The organism is Saltatorellus ferox (genome assembly GCA_007751475.1).
GTDB lineage: Bacteria > Planctomycetota > UBA1135 > UBA1135.
On record CP036434.1, the window covers coordinates 4,966,976 to 4,983,475 of the forward strand.

Genomic DNA, 16,500 nt, shown 5'->3' on the forward strand with positions numbered 1-16,500 from the left:
ATCCCATGGCACCCATGACCCACATCAAGATCCTCGGCACCGGTTGCAGCAACTGCGCCAAGACCGCCGACCTCATCCGCAAGGTGGCCGCTGAGCTCGGCGTCGAGCCCGTGATCGAAAAGGAAACGGACCTCGCCAAGATCATGGCCTACGGCGCGCTCTCGACGCCCGGCGTGGTGATCGACGAAAAGCTGGTGCACGCGGGGGGCGTCCCGGCCGCCAAGGAGATCCGGGAGTGGCTCACCCAACAGTGATGATCGGTGGAGGGAGCAGGCCACGCGGCAACAAACCGCCGTCGGGCGGCTCCTTCAGCTTCCGGGTAGAAGGCACACGCTCCCCCTCTTCCCACCGTAGATCCGCCGCGTGCAGCACCACGGTCAAGCTGGACGCCGTCATTAACAGCACCGCCAGCACGGGGTGCAGCCACCCGAGAGCCGCCAGCACCATGCCTGCGGAGTTATAGGTCACGGCGAAGAGCAGCGCCCGTCGCAGGCGCTGGACACTGCGGCGCGCGATCACGATCCCCGCTTCGACGCTCCGGAGATCTCCCCCGTGCCAGACGATGTCCGCTGACTCCAGCGCCATCCCTGCTCCGTCCGCGACCGCCATCGAGGCCGTCGCGTCGCCCATCGCCCCCACGTCATTGACGCCATCACCCACGAACAACACTTCGTGCCCGGCTGCGCGAAGAGCACGGACTTCCCGAGCTTTGTCGTCGGGGGTCATGGCACCGAAGGCGTCCGCGACGCCCAGCCGTTCGACGCGACTTCCGCGATCCCCGGAGTAGACCTTGACGTCGACGCCGAGCGCTCTCAGTCGAAGCAGCCCGTCGTCGAACGTGTCGATCGTCACCTCCTCGACGAGAGCGACAGCGACGAGCTGGCCATCGACGCGGATGGCCAGCGGCTGCTGGCCTGCTCGTTCCCTGGCGCGCACCACCAGCAGGAACTCCGCGTCACAGCAGGGCCGATGCAGCCGATCCAGACGCCCCACTTCCACGCCGACTTCCGCACCATCGACTTCCACGCGACCCCGAACACCGATGGCCGGCATCGACTCCGTCAGCAGCGCCGGTCGAACGACGGCGCCCGACGAGACGAAGACGCTCGCGATCGGATGATGCGAATGGGCCTCGACCGAACTGGCCAGGGCGAGGATCGTCTCGCGCCCGTAGGGCTGTCCCTCCCGGACGATGAGCTCATGGATCTCGGGTCGCAGAGCGGTCAATGTGCCCGTCTTGTCGAAGATGACCGTATCCACCCGGGCAAGCCGCTCGATCGCATCGGCGCGCCGTACGACCAGCGAACTGCCCGCGAGACGCGAGAGGGTCACCCAGATCGAAACGGGAGTGGCGAAGCCGAAGGCGCAGGGGCACGCCACGAGCAGCACCGATAGAGCGACCATGACCGCGGCCGAGGGACCGGAGATGAAGGCCCAGGTGACGAAGGCCAAGAGCGCGAGGACCGCGACCGCTGGCGTGAAAACGCGCGCGACGCTTTCCGCCTGGGTCTGCCAGCGACTGGGCGCGCTGCGCGCCGCCTCCAGAACGGATCGAACGCGATCCACCTGACGATCGGCACCGGGCGCGGTCGCTTCGACGCGAAGGGCCGCATCCACGAGGAGCGCCGAGGCCAGGACGGAGTCTCCAGGGCCGACAGCGCGGAGATGGGGCTCGCCCGTCATGGTGGCTTCGCGAACGAACGCCTCGCCCTCGCGTACCACCCCGTCCACGGGGACCGCATCGCCAGCGGGCACCTGAACCAGGTCGCCAGTGACGATGCTCATGACAGGCACCTGAATCAGCCGCCCCTCTCCATCCACGCGCCGGCAGAGCTGAGCCGCCGGCGACCAGGAGTCCAGCGCCTTCAGAACCCGCCGCTGGGCCGTACGCTTGACCAGGCTCCCCACGCAGTAGATGACCATCAGCACGCTGCCAACCTCGAAGTACACGGGCCCCACGCCGCGCGCGTAGGCCACGAGCGAGAAGCCCAGGGCCCCGGCCCACCCGAGCACGAAGAGTGCGTCCGTGGAGAGTTCGCGGCGAAGCAGATTGGCCGCGACGCTTCGGCCGAGCTGCGGGGCAAGGAGGAGAGCGACGAGCAGCGTCGCGACCAGGAGGCCCGTCTGCAGGTGGAAGCGCGTGGTCGCCGCCATGTCGCCGACGTTCGCCACGACGGTGACGAGAACACTGTTTCCCGCCAGGAACGCCGCGATCGCGAGCGCCGCGACCTCCCGGTTTGCGGGCGCCGTCTCTTCGACGGCTTCAGCCGCGGCCGTGGAACCCCGTGCGCCCGGTGGGCCCGGTGCGCCCAGTCCACCCAGAGCCTGGGCTTCGTTCGAGCAGCAGCTCATCGCTCCCCGTCGCCCTCGCCCTCTTCGCTCGCAGGCAAAGCTGTCACGTCCGGTAGTTCGAGTTCCTGCAGTTCAACGGCGGTGAACGCGTTCGACCTGGCTCCGACCTCGGCCCGAACCGCAGAGATCGTTGCCTCGGAGACAGGCGGCTCCCCATTACCCCAGGCTTGCCTGATGTAGGTGAGCACGGCCGAGATATCCCGGTCGCTCCACTGGTTCCAGGCGGGCATCTCCGCGTTGTAAGACTTGCCGAGTACGGTGACCGGACCCTGCAAACCACCCAGAAGGATCCGCGCGAGGATCCGCGGATCGCCCGCGACCCACTCGGATCCACGGAGCGGCGGATACTGCCCGGGGATCCCCTCACCGCTCGTCTGGTGGCATGCGGTGCAGGCGTTGAAGAGCCGCTTGCCCAACAGGACAGGGTCGACCACGCGCTCTTTTCTGGGACCGGCATTGGACATGTCCATCGTCCGGAACGCGTCGGGTCCGTCGTAGACGTTGGCCTGGAAGTTCCCGTCGAACTCGCTCAGGTAGTAGCCTGCCCACATGGCAAGGAAGAGGAACCCCATGAAGAGCGCCAGCGGGACTCGCTGCTGGCCCTCCGATGGCTCGAATTGCTCACGCAGAACCGCGCGGTGGATCTCCTGGATGTCCGGTGACTCGCCGCTGGGCTGCTCGTAGGCAGAGAACCGACCGGTTTCCGGCGCGGGATCTGCGCGATCCGCTGGTGACGGCGCGCTCACTGGACTTCCTCCATTTCGAAGGGCTGCCTCAGCGTTCCGAGATAGGCGATCAATGCTCTCCCTCGCTCCGTCGGGACGATCCAGGTGGGCTCGTCGACGTACGTTTCGGGCAAGGGGATCATGGGGAAGCCGAGCGGCGCCCGCGGCGCCTCACCGACCGTGGTGTCGAAGAGGAATTTGAACGATGGCATCACACTCCCCGGTGACGTGATCCTCGGGTCGTACAGGTGAAGGTAGTGCCACTCCTGGCTCGGCTGACGATCCGCGATGTTGGCCAGGTCCGGACCCGTCCGCATCGTCCCCATGAAGGGAGGGCTCTGGAGCACATAGTCCCTGGGCACCGAGCGCCGCGCTCCCCATCCACGCTCGATATCGGCACCGAATCCCTCGGGCCTGACCTGTTGGCTGTGACAGTAGACGCAGCCAAGGTCGCGATAGACCTCGCGTCCCGGCGCTTCGAGGTAGCTATCGAGTTCTGCGGGGTACACCGCCGTGGAGCCGTCCGGCTGCTGGATGGACCTGGGACCCATCGATTCGAGCTGAAAGTTCGGAATCAGGACAAGCCCGAAGAGGGAGGCGATCACCGTGGCGAGCACTCCCAGCGCGATCAGAGAGACTCGGTTCATGATGCATGACCTCCGGTGGCGGGAGCTGGCAGGTGCGAAGCATTCGCGGCCTCGCGGGCGTCTTTCCTGGTGACGAAGAGCGTCGGCTCCACGAGCCATGCCCCTTCACGCCGGATCATCTTCCAGACGAGAATCGCGAACGAGACGTGACCGATGGTCATCAGCGTTCCCGCGATCGAGCGCGACCAGAGGTACGGGATCATGCGCTGGACCACATCCATGAACGGCACGTCGGGGTTGTTCATCATCAGGCCCTGGATCCAGCCCCCGAAGGACAGCCCGACCCAGTACATGATCATCCCCACGGCGCAGGCCCAGAAGTGAATCTTGATCAGCCGGCTGCTGACCCACTCGCGCTCGACGAGGCGCGGCATCACGTAGTACATGGATCCAAAGGCGATCATCGAGTAGAACGAGTAGACCCCCAGGTGGGCGTGCGCGATCGTGTAGTGAGTGAAATGCCCGACCTCGTTGACCATGCGCAGGGCTGTCAGGGATCCCTGAACGCTGACCACCGTGTACGACATGGCGCCGAAGACGATGAACCTCAGCGTGGGGCTGAAGCGCATCTTCGAGAAGTGACCGGCCATGGTCAGGTGGTGATTGACCGCCACGGTGATGACCGGGACGAACATCATCATGCTGCCCACGGTTCCGACCGTCACCAGCCACGCTGGCAGGGGGCCACCAATGAGGTGGTGGGTTCCGGCCCAGTTGTAGAAGAGCGCCAGGCTCCAGAACCCGATGATCGAGAGGTAGTAGCTGTGGATCGGTCGGCCCAGCACCTTCGGGATGAAGTAGTACGCGGATGCGAGCCCGATCGGTGTGAGCCACAGCCCCAGCACATTGTGCGCGAACCACCAGTTCGCCGTCGCCTTGGCCACTCCCGTGGCAGCGGGTGAATGGATGAGAACGGTTGCTGCGACGTAGAGGAACGGGAACCAGATCGTCGCCCCGAACAGGTACCACTGCGACACGTACAGGTGCTTCTCCCGTCGGGTCCGTAGCATCTTGACCGTGAGCGCAATCAGAACCAAGAAGACCACTCCGAGGGGGATCGAGACCCACCATGGAAACTCGAGCCACTCGATGCTCGTTCCGTTGCCGACCAGGATCTGGAACGTTCCGATCGCAACCATCGCGTTCCAGTAGATGCCCGCGAGAATGAGCCCCTCTCGCCACGGGAGGCGAATCTTGCAAAGCCGCGCCATCAGCCACAGCAGGGTCCCCACGCCCGACATGGAGGCCCATCCATAGATCACCGTGTTGAGGTGAGCCGGTCGAACGCGCCCGAACGTCAGCCACTCCCAGTCGGCGAGAAACCCGGGCGTGTGAAGCTTGATGGAAGTGACGAGGGCCAGCATGGACCCGAGAAGAAGCCAGAAAACGCTGCTTCCGTACCAGAGGAGAACGACCTCCCTGGCGGACCGGTCGATCACCGCGCGCTCGCGAACATCCGCCGCCCTGCCAGGGTCACGTGGATCAGTTTCCATGATGGTCGCGCCCCCCTTCCGTCGAGATCACCCGAGTCACCATTGCCGGAGGAAATTCGTCGGTCATCCGACCGATGGGTTCGTCGTCGTCGAAAATGCTGGTCGCGCCCTGCTGAAACTCGGCGAGCTGGCCGGAGGTCACCGCCCAGATCAACGCGGCCACGGAGCTCGCGCCGAGTAGCAAGACGACCCCCCAGATGAAGATGAGTGTATTGGTCATGGAGTTCGTGCCTGGAGAGTGGTTTCCGCACGGTGCTCTCGTAGCCCCGATGCCTGCGCTCACTGGCGGGATTCCCAGGGAGCCCATAGCACTTCCTGTACCGCCTACCTGCCGACCCTTCGGTCCCAGCTCGTAAGCGAAGGCACAGACGAAGGTTGCGACCAAGACGAGGCCTGAGTCACGGGCGCGGCGGCTCGGTGTGCATTCGCCTGTTAACGCATGTGTAAACCCCCTTGCTAACCCACGGCCTGTTTACACCTGAACGGTAGTGCGGCGGATAGCAGCAGATCGTTCTGCAGCCCCCATCAACGCAGCATCGCCCCCCTCCTGCCGATGCAACCAAAGAAGCGGAGGAGGCGGGAGGTTTGCCGAGTTCTCCGCCTCCGCGATCAGGTGCACATGGTTGCTCATCAGCCAAATCCCCCAACCACCCTCGAACCACCTACTCGGCAGACCTTTCCCACCGGCCCGCTCCCACTCCGCGCCCCCGGACCTCCCACTCTTGCCTCCCGTCACAACGTCGCGGGCCAGGGCCAAACTCGCCCCTGCCCACCTATCCATCCCTCCCAAGGCCGCCGCGCCTCTCGGGCCTCTCGCTCCCCCCGCTTCCTTGGCTGTCTTGGTAGCAGCACTGCAAACTGCTCCCAGACTTCAAGACCGCAGCGATCACTGAGGCGCTTCCGACCCCATGATTCTGCTGAAGATCCCAATTCAGAGGCCCCTATTCAGAGACCCCAGCTCAGGGCCCCCAGCTCAGAGACCCCGGAAGTAGAGAACGAACTCCACCAGCACATAGAGACCGATCAGCCCCCCGAAGCAACCGATCACCAGGCAGCCAGGACTCGTGTACGTCTCGGTCGTGATCTTGAACTCGGACTCCCCTTCCATTCCACGAGTCTATTCGGTGCGGTGTGCATGATCGCGAGAAACGCGAGCGTTCAACCGCGCATCAGCGGGACCAACAGGCCCGGCTTGCCATGCCCGAGGCCCTCGGGGAGGCCGCCTGCCCAGCGGAAGAGCGCCGGCTCGCCGCGGGAATTGCGCCCTTCGACGCCGCACGAGAACGGCACGCCGACGGGGCGGCTGTCGAACCAGCGGGGCAGCCTCAGGCGCAAGCCCTCTCCGCCGCGCACCACGTCATCCCCGAGGCGCGCGATGAGATGACCCTTCTTGAGCGACCCCGAGTTCTCCAGGCGGACCTGAAGCTCTCCGCCGATCCGCCGGATCGTGATGGTCGCGGCTCGCTGCCCTGGGCTCTCCCGGAGGGTGGTGAGACGTCGCGCCAGCCCATCCGCCGTCGCGATGCGCCTTCGGACCAGAGGGGCATCCAGAAGGAGCTGGCCACCGGGCTGAAGCTCCGATCCGGACAGGGCCGACGCTTCCTTCCACTCCAGCAGCGCACCCAGGAGCGGATCCGGACCCGGGCTCCGAGCGCCTCCGCTGATCCGAAAGGGAATCGAACGCTGCTCATGGGCTTCGAGGTCGAAAGCACGCGGCAGACCATCGATGTCGAACGCACCTTGGGGCACGAAGATCGAAGCGCGCACGGTCACCGGGAAAGGCATCGGGTTCGTGATCGACGCGGCCGTGTCCCATGATCCGAACCATTCACCGCGCTCCGGCGAGGCGAGCGTCTCGGGCTCGACGAAGAGCTCTGGAGCCTCGATCGGGTAAGGATGGTTCGAGCCAGGCTGCATACGCGCCAGCGCCCGCGCAGCGAGCGCTCGATGCGGTTCGTTGGTGTTGAGTCCGAACAGCGGCCGGCGACAGAGTTCGAGCAGCTCGTCCGGATCATCGATGGCCCACGCCCAGCACTCCGTGAACGACCAGTCCTCGGCCGCCGCCTCCGTGCGCCAGCCGCCAGGGCCCACGCTGTAGGCCGCGATGCGCTCGTCTCTCACGAAGCGACGATCATACTCGTTCGCGAGCACGCCGAGCAGCATCGCCGGGAGCCCACGGTCTCTCGCCTCCAAGACGACATCCCTGCGGAAGCTCGCGACGCGACAAGGGACGGGCGGACGCCGCTCGGCGAGCAGCTGGACGAGCGGTTCGACGAGCCCCGCTTCCTTCAGCTCGATCATGTGGAACGGAGGCTCGCCGCGTCGCTCGGAGGTCAGTCCGAGCGCCTCGTCGAGGATCGGCACCTGCTCGCCGTGGAACCTCCGCGAGAACCAGCCGCCCGCGTCGAGCCCGTAGAGTTCGCGCAAATCGACGTCCCGGATCCTTCCGGGCATGCCCGTCGTCCGCCGCAGCGTGGCGTCGTGGAAGATCACGGGATCGCCGCTCGCGCAGGCGCGCACGTCGTACTCCACGCCGTCGAGCCCGAGTTCCAGCGCACGGCGCAGGCTCGCCAGCGTGTTCTCGGGCGCCTCCCGCGGGGCACCTCGGTGACCGAGGATCAGCGGCGGACCGCCGAACTGTGCGCCCGAAACCCCCAGATCCGCGAGCCCTGCGTACACGTCGCGCTCGAGCGGCGCGCGAAACCGATTCTCGGGCTCTCCCGAGGACGTCGAATCACTCAAGGCTTCCGCGCAACCTTTCCATCTTTGCGATGGATCAAGAGAACGTGGCCGGAGTCTCCGCAGGTGATCAGGCAGGGCCCGAAGTCGGCGATGTCCCCGGCCCTCAGGTCGTGCAGCTTGTCCGTGTCCCGTGCGACATGGCGCAGTTTCCCTTCGAACCCGATCGCCTGGGACTGACCCGAAGATTCCGGCTGCTTCCCGTCGACGCGGCTCAAGTCGACCACTCGCACGCGGCCGTCGTAGCCGACCGAGCAGGCCTCGAGTCCTTGGGCTTCTGCCCCTTCGCTCCCGGGGTCGATGTCCATGAAAACGGCTCCACGCAGGCGATCCTCGGAACTCTCCAGCAGGCTGCTCGTGGGTGAGGGACCCGTCGACAGGATGCGCAGGTGGCCTTCGTCGTCCGCGAGAAGCACGCCGATCTCCTTCGAATAGGCGACGCGGGACAGCGGACTCCCGTGCTGGACCGGCGGTTGATGCCCGAACTCGCCTGGAAGCACCATGTACTCGACCGAATGGCCGTCGTCGGCTGCCAGCACGAAGCCCTCCTCGGTCAGCGCAACGCCCTTGACGTTCCCGATCCGCGGCAGGTCGATCGCCCCGATCCCCATGGCGACGGCGCCGCCCTTCACCTGGGTGGTCAGGGTTCCGACGAGGGCCTGGGGGAAGAAACCCGCGCAAACGAACTGATCGTGTTCTGTGAGTCCGATGTCGCCAACGGCCACCCCATGGACGAGCCCGGGCGTCAGGTAGGACGTCTCGGCCCAATGACCGCTCTTCTCGCGATGGAAGACACGAACGATGCCAGGACCCCCGTCGTCCTCTTTCCCGTGGTGGGCGCCCACCGCGACGATCTCGTCCATCGCCGGCGTCCCAGGAGCCGAAGGAAGGAGATCCCCCACGGCGACCTGCACGAGTTCGCCGCTCGTCGACGCGATCACCTGGTGACCGAACGAATCACCCACTCGAGCGATCAAGTGAACGCGCCCCAGTTGATCGACCGCGACGATCTCTTCGCCAGGACGCTCGGGATCGAGTTCGCCCGTCGCCACACCGTTCACTCGCACGTCGCACCTGTACACCAGCTCGGCGGCGTAGCCGGGATCCAGCACGACGGGCGCGGAGATCGGGCCCTTGCTTCCGGAGGAAGCACTCACCACTTCGATCTCGGGTTCCGAAGCGGCGCAGGCCGTCATGGCCAGGGAAGAGAGGATCAGCGCCGAAGCGGCGTCCCTTGCGCTCCAGCCCCGCGGTGAGTGAGGTGTCCGTTCCATGTCGTGCTAGAAGAGTTCGATGAGGTGATCACTTTCCTTCGCGACCACTTCGCCTACCCGGTGAACGGGCACATCGCGGCGGGAGAGTTCGTCCTCGAGTCGGGTCGCCCGCTCGGGCGGCAGCACGATCAAGAGTCCGCCCGAGGTCTCCGCGTCGTAGGCGATGTCGACGAGCGCCTGGTCGAGGCCGGGACCGATACCGATGACGTCGCTGAGTGCCGCCTTGCCGCGACCGGTGCCGCCGGAGACGATCCCCTTCGCCGCGAGGTCGCGAGCCCCCGGAAAGATAGGAAGCTTGCCCAGTTCGAGCCGAATCGTCACGCCGGACGCGAGCGCGATATTGCGCGCATGTCCGTTGAGCCCAAAGCCCGTGATGTCGGTGCAGGCGTGCGCGCCCGACGCGTTCATGGCCGCCGCCGCGCGGTCGTTGAGCGTCGCCATCTGCAGCGCCGCCTCGCGCATGACCTCGTCGGACACCTTCTTGAACTTGCCAGCGGTCGTCATCGAGCCCATGCCGAGCGGCTTCGTCAGGTAGCAGACATCGCCCACCTTCGCGCCAGCGTTCGCCGTCAGCTGCGCGCGCTGGACCACCCCGGTGACGGCGAATCCGAACTGCGGCTCCGGCGACTCGACCGTGTGACCACCCGCGAGCACCGCGCCCGCCTCGGCGATCTTGTCGAAACCGCCCTGGAAGATCTCACGCACCCATTCCTCGTCGAAGCCCTTGGGAAACCCCGCGATGTTCAGCGCGCTGACCGGCTTGCCGCCCATCGCGTACACGTCGGAAAGAGAGTTCGCAGCGGCCACCGCTCCGTAGAGGTAGGCGTCATCGAGGACGGGTGGAAAGTAGTCCACCGTCTGCACGAGGGCGATCTCGACGCCTGCCGGCAGGCCCTCGTTCTGGCCGAGCACGACGACGCCTGCGTCGTCGACGGTTTGAGGACCGACGAGCAGACGCGGATCATCCGACTGTTTCATGCCACGCAGCACCTGCGTGAGCTGCCCCATGGGCATCTTGGCAGCTCAGCCAGCGCAGGCTGCGTAGTCCGTCAGCCGCTTGTTTCTCTTGAGTCTCATGGTAGGCGCCCATTGTAGTCCCCGGCGGCGCCCGTCCACACCGGCTACGCCATGAAGTAGCGCGCGGAACCCAAAAGTTGCTTCCGAAGCGCCGCGCGCGTGTCCACGACGACCGCCTGGCACGCCGCGATGAGATCGAGGTCCACGCCCTCTTGATCCACCAGAATCACGACGGCGTCGAAGTCGGCGAGCGCTTCCGCGTTCACGTCCAGGGACTCCCCGAGTGAACAGCTCGGAACGAGCGGATCGGCGTAGCTCACCTGTGCGCCTTCTGCCCGGAGTGCTGCCGCAATGGGAAAAGCCGGCGACTCCTCGACGATGCCCACGCCGCGCTTGTAGGCCACCCCCACGAGGAGCACCCGCGCCTCGTCCACGTCCACGTGGATCGAACGAAGCGCGCTCTGGGTCTTGGCCGCGACGAAGCCCGGCATCGCCCGGTTGATCTCCCCGGACAGCTCCACGAAGCGCGTCTCCGCGCCCGCGCGCTTCGCTGCCCACGAAAGATAGAACGGATCGATGGGAAGGCAGTGCCCCCCCATCCCAGGACCCGGATCGAAGCGGGTGAACCCGAAGGGCTTGGTGGCGGCCGCGTCGAGCACCTCCCACACGTCGAGACCCATCGCATCGAAGGCGATCTTCAGCTCGCCGACGAGGGCAATGTTCACGGCGCGATGGATGTTCTCGACGAGCTTCGCCGCCTCCGCGACGTCGCTGGACCCCACCTCGATCACGGTCTCGAAGGCGAGGCGATACAGCGCGGCCGCTCGCTCGGTCGCCGCCTTCGTGACGCCTCCCACGAGCTTCGGCACACCCGCCCCGAGGAGGTCGCCGCCCGCGCGCGACGCGTCGACGCGGCCAGGATCCACGCGCTCCGGCGAGTACGCGAGATCGACGTCTTCACGGAACTCGAAGATCTTGCCGAGGACGTGGCGAGTCGTGCCGGGCCAGGTCGTCGACTCGAGGACGACGAGGCCGCCCGCTCGAACGAACGTCGCGGCCTCGCGGGCCGCGCTCCGCACGGCGGATAGGTCCGGCGTACGGTCGGGTCGCAGCGGCGTGGGCACGCAGATCACGATCGCATCGCATCCGTCGAGGGCCTCGGGAGAGGTGCTGATCAGGGCGTTCCCGAGTCGATCGATAAGGCCCGCTGGCAGGTGCGCAAGAGGCGACTCTCCGCGCCTGATCTGCTCGACTCGCTCAACCGAGGAATCGACAAGAACGAGCTCGAGTCCGACCTGGCCGAAGAGCGCGGCGAGCGGAAGACCCACCGCGCCGAGCCCGACGATACCGACCTTCGCAACGGGCTGAGAGTTCGAGTTCATGGGTGTGCCTGACGATCGATCCCGGGCGAATCTTCCCCGCGGAGAGTCAGCTTCCGGGCCCCCTCAGCGGGTGAGGGCGGTGAAAGCCTGCAGGAGCCGAGCCTCGTCGCCTGGAAGCAGCGCCCTCGGATCGAGATGCACGGCGCCGTCCTGGACGCGAACGAAGACGGGCGGTTCCCCCGCGCGCAGCTCGTTCGCCAAATGATCGGCAGCGTGTCCTTCCCAGGTCACGCGCACGGCCTTCGTGGGCAGGAACACCGTCGGAGCGCTGCCGCTACCTGGCTGGGACTCGGAGTCGACGGCCTCGGCCTCGAATCCCTCGAGGGCGGAGATCGCCCCCGCGATGCGCTCGGCCACGGGCCCGAGATCCGCCACCGTCAGGTGCATGAGGCGCCGCGACGGAATCTCGTCCCCGCGGCCCGCCGCCAGAAGTTCGAGGGTCGCTTCCAGGCCGGAGAGCGCCACCTTGTCGAGCCGCATGGCGCGATAGATCGGATTCTTGCGGAGCGCGCGGATCGCCGCGCGGCGCCCGACGATCAGGCCTGCCTGCGGGCCGCCGAGGAGCTTGTCCCCCGAGAACGCGATGGCGTCGATCCCCGAGGCAACCGCGTCGCGGAGCACGGTCTCGTCCCCGACCACGTCGAGCGAGCGAGCGCCTTCCGCCTCCAGGCGGCCAGAACCGAGGTCCCAGCCGGTCGTGATCGCGCGCTCGCGCCCGAGGCGCGCCATCTCGGCGGGGTCCACCTCTTCGGTGAAGCCCACGACGCGGAAGTTGCTGGTGTGCACCTTCATCAGGAGCGAGGTTTGCTCGGTGATCGCTCGCTCGTAGTCGGCGATGCGCGTTCGATTGGTCGATCCGACCTCGACGAGGCGGACGCCGGCGCGCTCCATCACGTCGGGCACGCGGAAGGAACCGCCGATCTCCACGAGTTCGCCGCGGCTGACGATCGCTTCCCGGCCGCCCGCGAAGGTCTGCATCATGAGGAACGCGGCCGCGGCGCAGTTGTTGACGGCGATCCCGGTCTCGGCGCCGGTGGCGCGCGCCAGCAGAGCGCCGAGGCGCGCATCTCGCTCGTTGCGTCGGGCGCTGAAGCGGTCGAGTTCGAGCACGCAGTACCCCATGGCGGCCGCTCGCATGCGATCCGCGACCTCCGGGTGGACGGGCGCGCGCCCGAGATTCGTGTGGAGCACGACTCCGGTCGCGTTCACCGCAGGAACGACGCCACGGCCGCGCTCGATCCGGCACGCATCGAGCAGACGAGCCAGGAACGGCCCGCCCTCGATCTCCGACCGGACGGCGGCCACGTCCAGCTTGTCGCGACCGATTCGTTGACGGAAGGCGTCCAATTCTGCCTGGACGAGCTCCGCGAGGACGGCCCTTGGAATGGGCCGCAACCGGGCTGGCTCGACGTCCATCGAGACGCTCGACTCGAGGAGGCGAAGAGCCTCGTCCACGGAAGGCAACGCCCTGAATGGATTCCCCTCGGCTCCCTGCGGCCCGTGGGGGGTCATCGGCTCGGTCGGCTGGTCAGGCTGGGCGGTCATGGCCCGTGCAGAGTAGCGCCTTGCGCGGCGACGGGCTCGCGCGAAACGCTGCCGAGTGATTCTCTTGAGACCCGAGCGGCCATGGCTGATAACCTGGGCCCATGGTGTTCGTTCCCTCCGCGTCCTCGTCTGCTGCCTCCACCCCCACGACCACGCCGGGTCGGCAGGCCTCCGGGAGCCTGGACCTGCCCGCGCACTGGAACCTGCACCTGCCCGACCCGGAGACCGTGATTCGCATCGCGCGTTCGGAGAGAATCCCCGAGGTTCTCGCCCAGCTGGCGGTGAACCGCGGCCACACGAGCGCCTCGGCGGTCCAGGCGCTCCTGGCCCCCACGCTCCACGGACTGAACGACCCGGCTGGCCTTCCTGACATGGAGATCGCCGCCGAGCGCCTCGAGCGAGCGGCGGAGAGCGGCGAGACGATCCTGATCCACGGCGACTACGACGTGGACGGCGTGAGCGGCACGGTGCTCCTCGTGCGCTTCCTGCGTCACCTCGGCGCGAAGGTCGAGTGGCACATCCCCCACCGGACCAAGGACGGCTACTCGTTCGGGGATCACTCGGTGGCGAAGGCCCGCGAGGTCGGGGCCACGCTCGTCATCTCGGTCGACAACGGCACGTCCGCCAACGAGCCGATCGCGACGCTCGTGGCGGAGGGCGTGGACGTCATCGTCACCGACCACCACGAGCCCCCGGAAGGTGAGCTTCCCCCTGCGTTCGCGCTGGTGAATCCGAAGCTGCCCCACTCGACCTATCCGTTCCGTGAGCTCTGCGGAAGCGCCGTGGCGTTCAAGCTGGCGTGGGCCGTTTGCCAGCGTATGAGCGGTGCCGACAAGGTGCGCCCGGACCTTCGCAAGTTCCTCCTGGAGGCGCTGGGCTACGTGGCGATCGCGACGATCTGCGACGTCGTCCCTCTGATCGGAGAGAACCGGATCCTCGCTCACTACGGGCTGCGGGCGCTGGCGGAGTCGCCGTCGGCGGGCATGCAGGCGCTCCTGGAGCGCACGGACCTGACGGGCCGCGCCCTCACCGCCGAGGACGTCGGCTTCCAGATCGGGCCGCGGATCAACGCGAGCGGCCGGATGGACAGCGCGGCGCGCGCGGTCGAGACGCTGCTCGCCGACGACGCCATCACCGGCCGGCGGTACGCCGAGAAGCTGGAGACGCTGAACGACGAACGCCGTGCCGTCGAGCGCGGTGTCGTCCAGGAAGCGCTGAAGGAGGCGAAGCGCTTCGAGGACGCGGAGCGCTATCCTGTCATGGTCCTCGGCGGCCAGGGCTGGCACCCCGGAGTGGTCGGCATCGTGGCTTCCCGGATCGTGGATCGCTTCCACCGACCGACGCTCATCATCGGCGTCGACGAGCACGGGATCGGCCGCGGGAGCGCGCGCTCGATTCCGGGCGTGAGCGTGCTGGACATCATGCGCGGCGGCTCCGAAATCTTCACGAGGTTCGGCGGCCACGAGATGGCGGCCGGCTGCGAGATCGAGGGAGCGCGCATCGACGAGCTGCGCGAGGCCATGATCGCCCGCGCCCACGAGACGCCGCGGGAGCAGCGCCAAACCCCCATCGATATCGATGCGATCGTGGAACTGGAAACGTTCGACGAATCGTTGATGACTCAGCTATTGCGCCTGGAGCCTTGCGGTCAGAACAATCCGGGCCCGGTGCTCATGGCCCGGGACGTCCGCCTGGAGGAGCCCGCGCGCATCATCGGCGCGGACCGAACCCACATGATGCTGCAGATCCGCTCGGGCCGCTCGGTCTTCAAGGCGATGGCCTTCGGTATGGCGAGCCGCGAGCCGGAGCTGAAGATGAGCCAGCCGCTGGAGATCGTGTTCAAGCCGAGGCTCAATCACTGGCGGGGCCGGGTCGAGCTGCAGCTGGTGCTGGAGGATTTCCGCATCACCGCTGGCCGTCAGTGACCGTAACCGAGCCCCTTCAGGTTCGCCCGCACCTCGGGGCTCAGCTCCGCCCCTTCCCCTGCGCGGACCGCGCGCAGCCCTTCCCTCACCGCCGCAAGCTGCTTCGCCATCGCAGCTAGCCGCTCTGGTTCCGAAGCCGCCAGGTCCTCGCGCTCTTTCGGATCCGTGGAGAGGTGATAGAGACGCGGTGCGCCCGTCTCGCGCTCGACCAGCTTCCAGCCGTCCTTCGTCCAGCTCGTCATCGGTCGGTCCCAGAAGTTGCCGTGGGCCAGCGTGCCCCGGTCCTCGTTCGCGCGCCCGCCCACGAGCGGCACGAGGCTCGACCCGACGTACTGATCGTCCAGCGCGATGTCCGCCAGCTCGCAGAGCGTGGGCGCCACGTCGATGTGCCGCACCGCCGAGGTCACCACCGAACCGGCCGCGATCTGGCCCGGCGCCCGCACGATCAGCGGAACGCGCACGAGTTCCTCGAAGAGCGTGTGCCCGTGCTCGAACCCCTGGTGGTCGTAGAACTCCTCGCCGTGGTCCGAGGTGAATACCGTGACCAGATCGTCCGCTCCCACGCGTGCTTTCAGCCCATCGTCCAGCCGACCGATCTGTCCATCGAGGTAGGCGATCTCTCCGTCGTACAGCGCCTCCGCGCGACGCAGCGTCGGCTCATCGGGCGTCAGCTGTCCCGCGCGGATGGCCAGCATCTCGGAGCGAGTGCCGAAGGTCCACTCGCTCTCCCGATCGGCTGGCTGGGCCCAGCGCTTCCGCTGCAGCTCCGGCGGAGCGTAGACACAGTGCGGGTCGAAATAGTGCACCATCAGGAAGAAGGGCCGATCGGACTCTCCTCGACCGTCCAGCCAGGCGAGCGCGGCGTCCGTCGTTGCATCCGCCGTACGCACCTCGACGTTGGAGGCGTAGCTGACGTTGTCGACGCCGCCGAAGTCCCGGGTCACCCCGAAGTTCTCCGGGGCCAAGAAGTCCACGTTGACGATCGCGTGGGTGTCATAGCCCGCCGATTGAAAGCGGGCCGCGATCGTCTTGACGTCCGTGCTCATCTGCCGAAAGTCGTTCACCTTTCCTCCGGCTCCGTGTTCCGAAGGATGCAGGGAGGTCAGGAGAGACGCGGTGGACGGCAGCGTCCACGGAGCGTGACTGCGCGCCACCTCGAACCGAACGCCTTCCGACGCCATTCGGTCGAGGTAGGGCGTCAGGCCGTCGGGGCCGCCCTGGCTCGAGAGCTTGTCCGCGCGGAACGTATCGCCGACGATCAGCACGACGTTCGGATGGCGGGATTCAGCCGCAGCGTCTCCCTTTCCACAGCTCGCGACCCCTGGAGGCACGAGTAGGACCACGGCCAGCGCCGCCGCCCTGCGGGCCCGTCGTCTCACGCTCGATTCCATCCGCTCATTC

At 67.1% G+C, this 16,500-nt stretch carries 14 protein-coding genes; 2 read left to right on the forward strand and 12 right to left on the reverse strand.

Features of this window, described 5'->3' with window-relative positions:
- The first annotated feature begins 14 nt into the window (after window positions 1-14).
- Window positions 15-254 carry a thioredoxin family protein gene (locus tag Poly30_RS17820; RefSeq protein ID WP_145200181.1) on the forward strand — a complete coding sequence of 80 codons (240 nt, stop codon included), beginning with the start codon at window positions 15-17 and terminating at the stop codon, window positions 252-254.
- Here the strand turns inward: Poly30_RS17820 and Poly30_RS17825 are convergent.
- From Poly30_RS17825 to selA, 11 genes are all read right to left on the reverse strand, one after another.
- Window positions 241-2,352: a heavy metal translocating P-type ATPase gene (locus Poly30_RS17825; RefSeq protein ID WP_145200184.1), complete on the reverse strand. Its 2,112-nt coding sequence runs from the start codon at window positions 2,350-2,352 to the stop codon at window positions 241-243. The two genes, Poly30_RS17820 and Poly30_RS17825, sit on opposite strands and share 14 nt — an antisense overlap.
- Window positions 2,349-3,098, reverse strand: coding sequence for a c-type cytochrome (locus Poly30_RS17830; protein ID WP_145200187.1), 750 nt, complete (start codon window positions 3,096-3,098; stop codon window positions 2,349-2,351). The genes Poly30_RS17825 and Poly30_RS17830 overlap by 4 nt, the downstream gene beginning before the upstream one ends.
- On the reverse strand, window positions 3,095-3,724 hold the full coding sequence (locus Poly30_RS17835; RefSeq protein WP_145200190.1) for a cbb3-type cytochrome c oxidase subunit II: 630 nt from the start codon (window positions 3,722-3,724) through the stop codon (window positions 3,095-3,097). Before Poly30_RS17835 ends, Poly30_RS17830 begins: the two co-directional genes overlap by 4 nt.
- Window positions 3,721-5,217, reverse strand: a complete 1,497-nt coding sequence (locus Poly30_RS17840; protein ID WP_145200193.1) for a cbb3-type cytochrome c oxidase subunit I — start codon at window positions 5,215-5,217, stop codon at window positions 3,721-3,723. Before Poly30_RS17840 ends, Poly30_RS17835 begins: the two co-directional genes overlap by 4 nt.
- Complete coding sequence (locus Poly30_RS17845) at window positions 5,207-5,437, reverse strand: cbb3-type cytochrome oxidase assembly protein (protein WP_145200196.1); 231 nt, start codon at window positions 5,435-5,437, stop codon at window positions 5,207-5,209. The genes Poly30_RS17840 and Poly30_RS17845 overlap by 11 nt, the downstream gene beginning before the upstream one ends.
- A gap of 753 nt (window positions 5,438-6,190) precedes the next feature.
- On the reverse strand, window positions 6,191-6,325 hold the full coding sequence (locus Poly30_RS28625) for a hypothetical protein (RefSeq protein ID WP_419190328.1): 135 nt from the start codon (window positions 6,323-6,325) through the stop codon (window positions 6,191-6,193).
- Window positions 6,326-6,375: 50 nt separating this feature from the next.
- On the reverse strand, window positions 6,376-7,959 hold the full coding sequence (locus Poly30_RS17850; RefSeq protein WP_419190329.1) for a glycerophosphodiester phosphodiesterase: 1,584 nt from the start codon (window positions 7,957-7,959) through the stop codon (window positions 6,376-6,378).
- On the reverse strand, window positions 7,956-9,230 hold the full coding sequence (locus tag Poly30_RS28630) for a hypothetical protein (protein ID WP_419190330.1): 1,275 nt from the start codon (window positions 9,228-9,230) through the stop codon (window positions 7,956-7,958). Before Poly30_RS28630 ends, Poly30_RS17850 begins: the two co-directional genes overlap by 4 nt.
- Before the next feature lie 6 nt (window positions 9,231-9,236).
- On the reverse strand, window positions 9,237-10,307 hold the full coding sequence (selD, locus tag Poly30_RS17860; protein WP_419190331.1) for a selenide, water dikinase SelD: 1,071 nt from the start codon (window positions 10,305-10,307) through the stop codon (window positions 9,237-9,239).
- Between the two features lie 44 nt (window positions 10,308-10,351).
- Window positions 10,352-11,629: a nucleotide sugar dehydrogenase gene (locus Poly30_RS17865; protein WP_145200209.1), complete on the reverse strand. Its 1,278-nt coding sequence runs from the start codon at window positions 11,627-11,629 to the stop codon at window positions 10,352-10,354.
- A 63-nt stretch (window positions 11,630-11,692) separates the two neighbouring features.
- Window positions 11,693-13,174: an L-seryl-tRNA(Sec) selenium transferase gene (selA, locus tag Poly30_RS17870; protein WP_145200212.1), complete on the reverse strand. Its 1,482-nt coding sequence runs from the start codon at window positions 13,172-13,174 to the stop codon at window positions 11,693-11,695.
- Window positions 13,175-13,275: 101 nt separating this feature from the next.
- On the opposite strand from selA, the gene recJ reads away from it, so the two are divergent.
- Window positions 13,276-15,099 (forward strand): single-stranded-DNA-specific exonuclease RecJ, encoded by a 1,824-nt coding sequence (gene recJ / locus Poly30_RS17875; protein WP_145200215.1) that lies wholly within the window; start codon window positions 13,276-13,278, stop codon window positions 15,097-15,099.
- On the opposite strand, the gene Poly30_RS17880 is transcribed toward recJ, so the two are convergent.
- Window positions 15,093-16,490: a sulfatase family protein gene (locus Poly30_RS17880; protein ID WP_419190332.1), complete on the reverse strand. Its 1,398-nt coding sequence runs from the start codon at window positions 16,488-16,490 to the stop codon at window positions 15,093-15,095. The two genes, recJ and Poly30_RS17880, sit on opposite strands and share 7 nt — an antisense overlap.
- Between the last annotated feature and the right edge of the window lie 10 nt (window positions 16,491-16,500).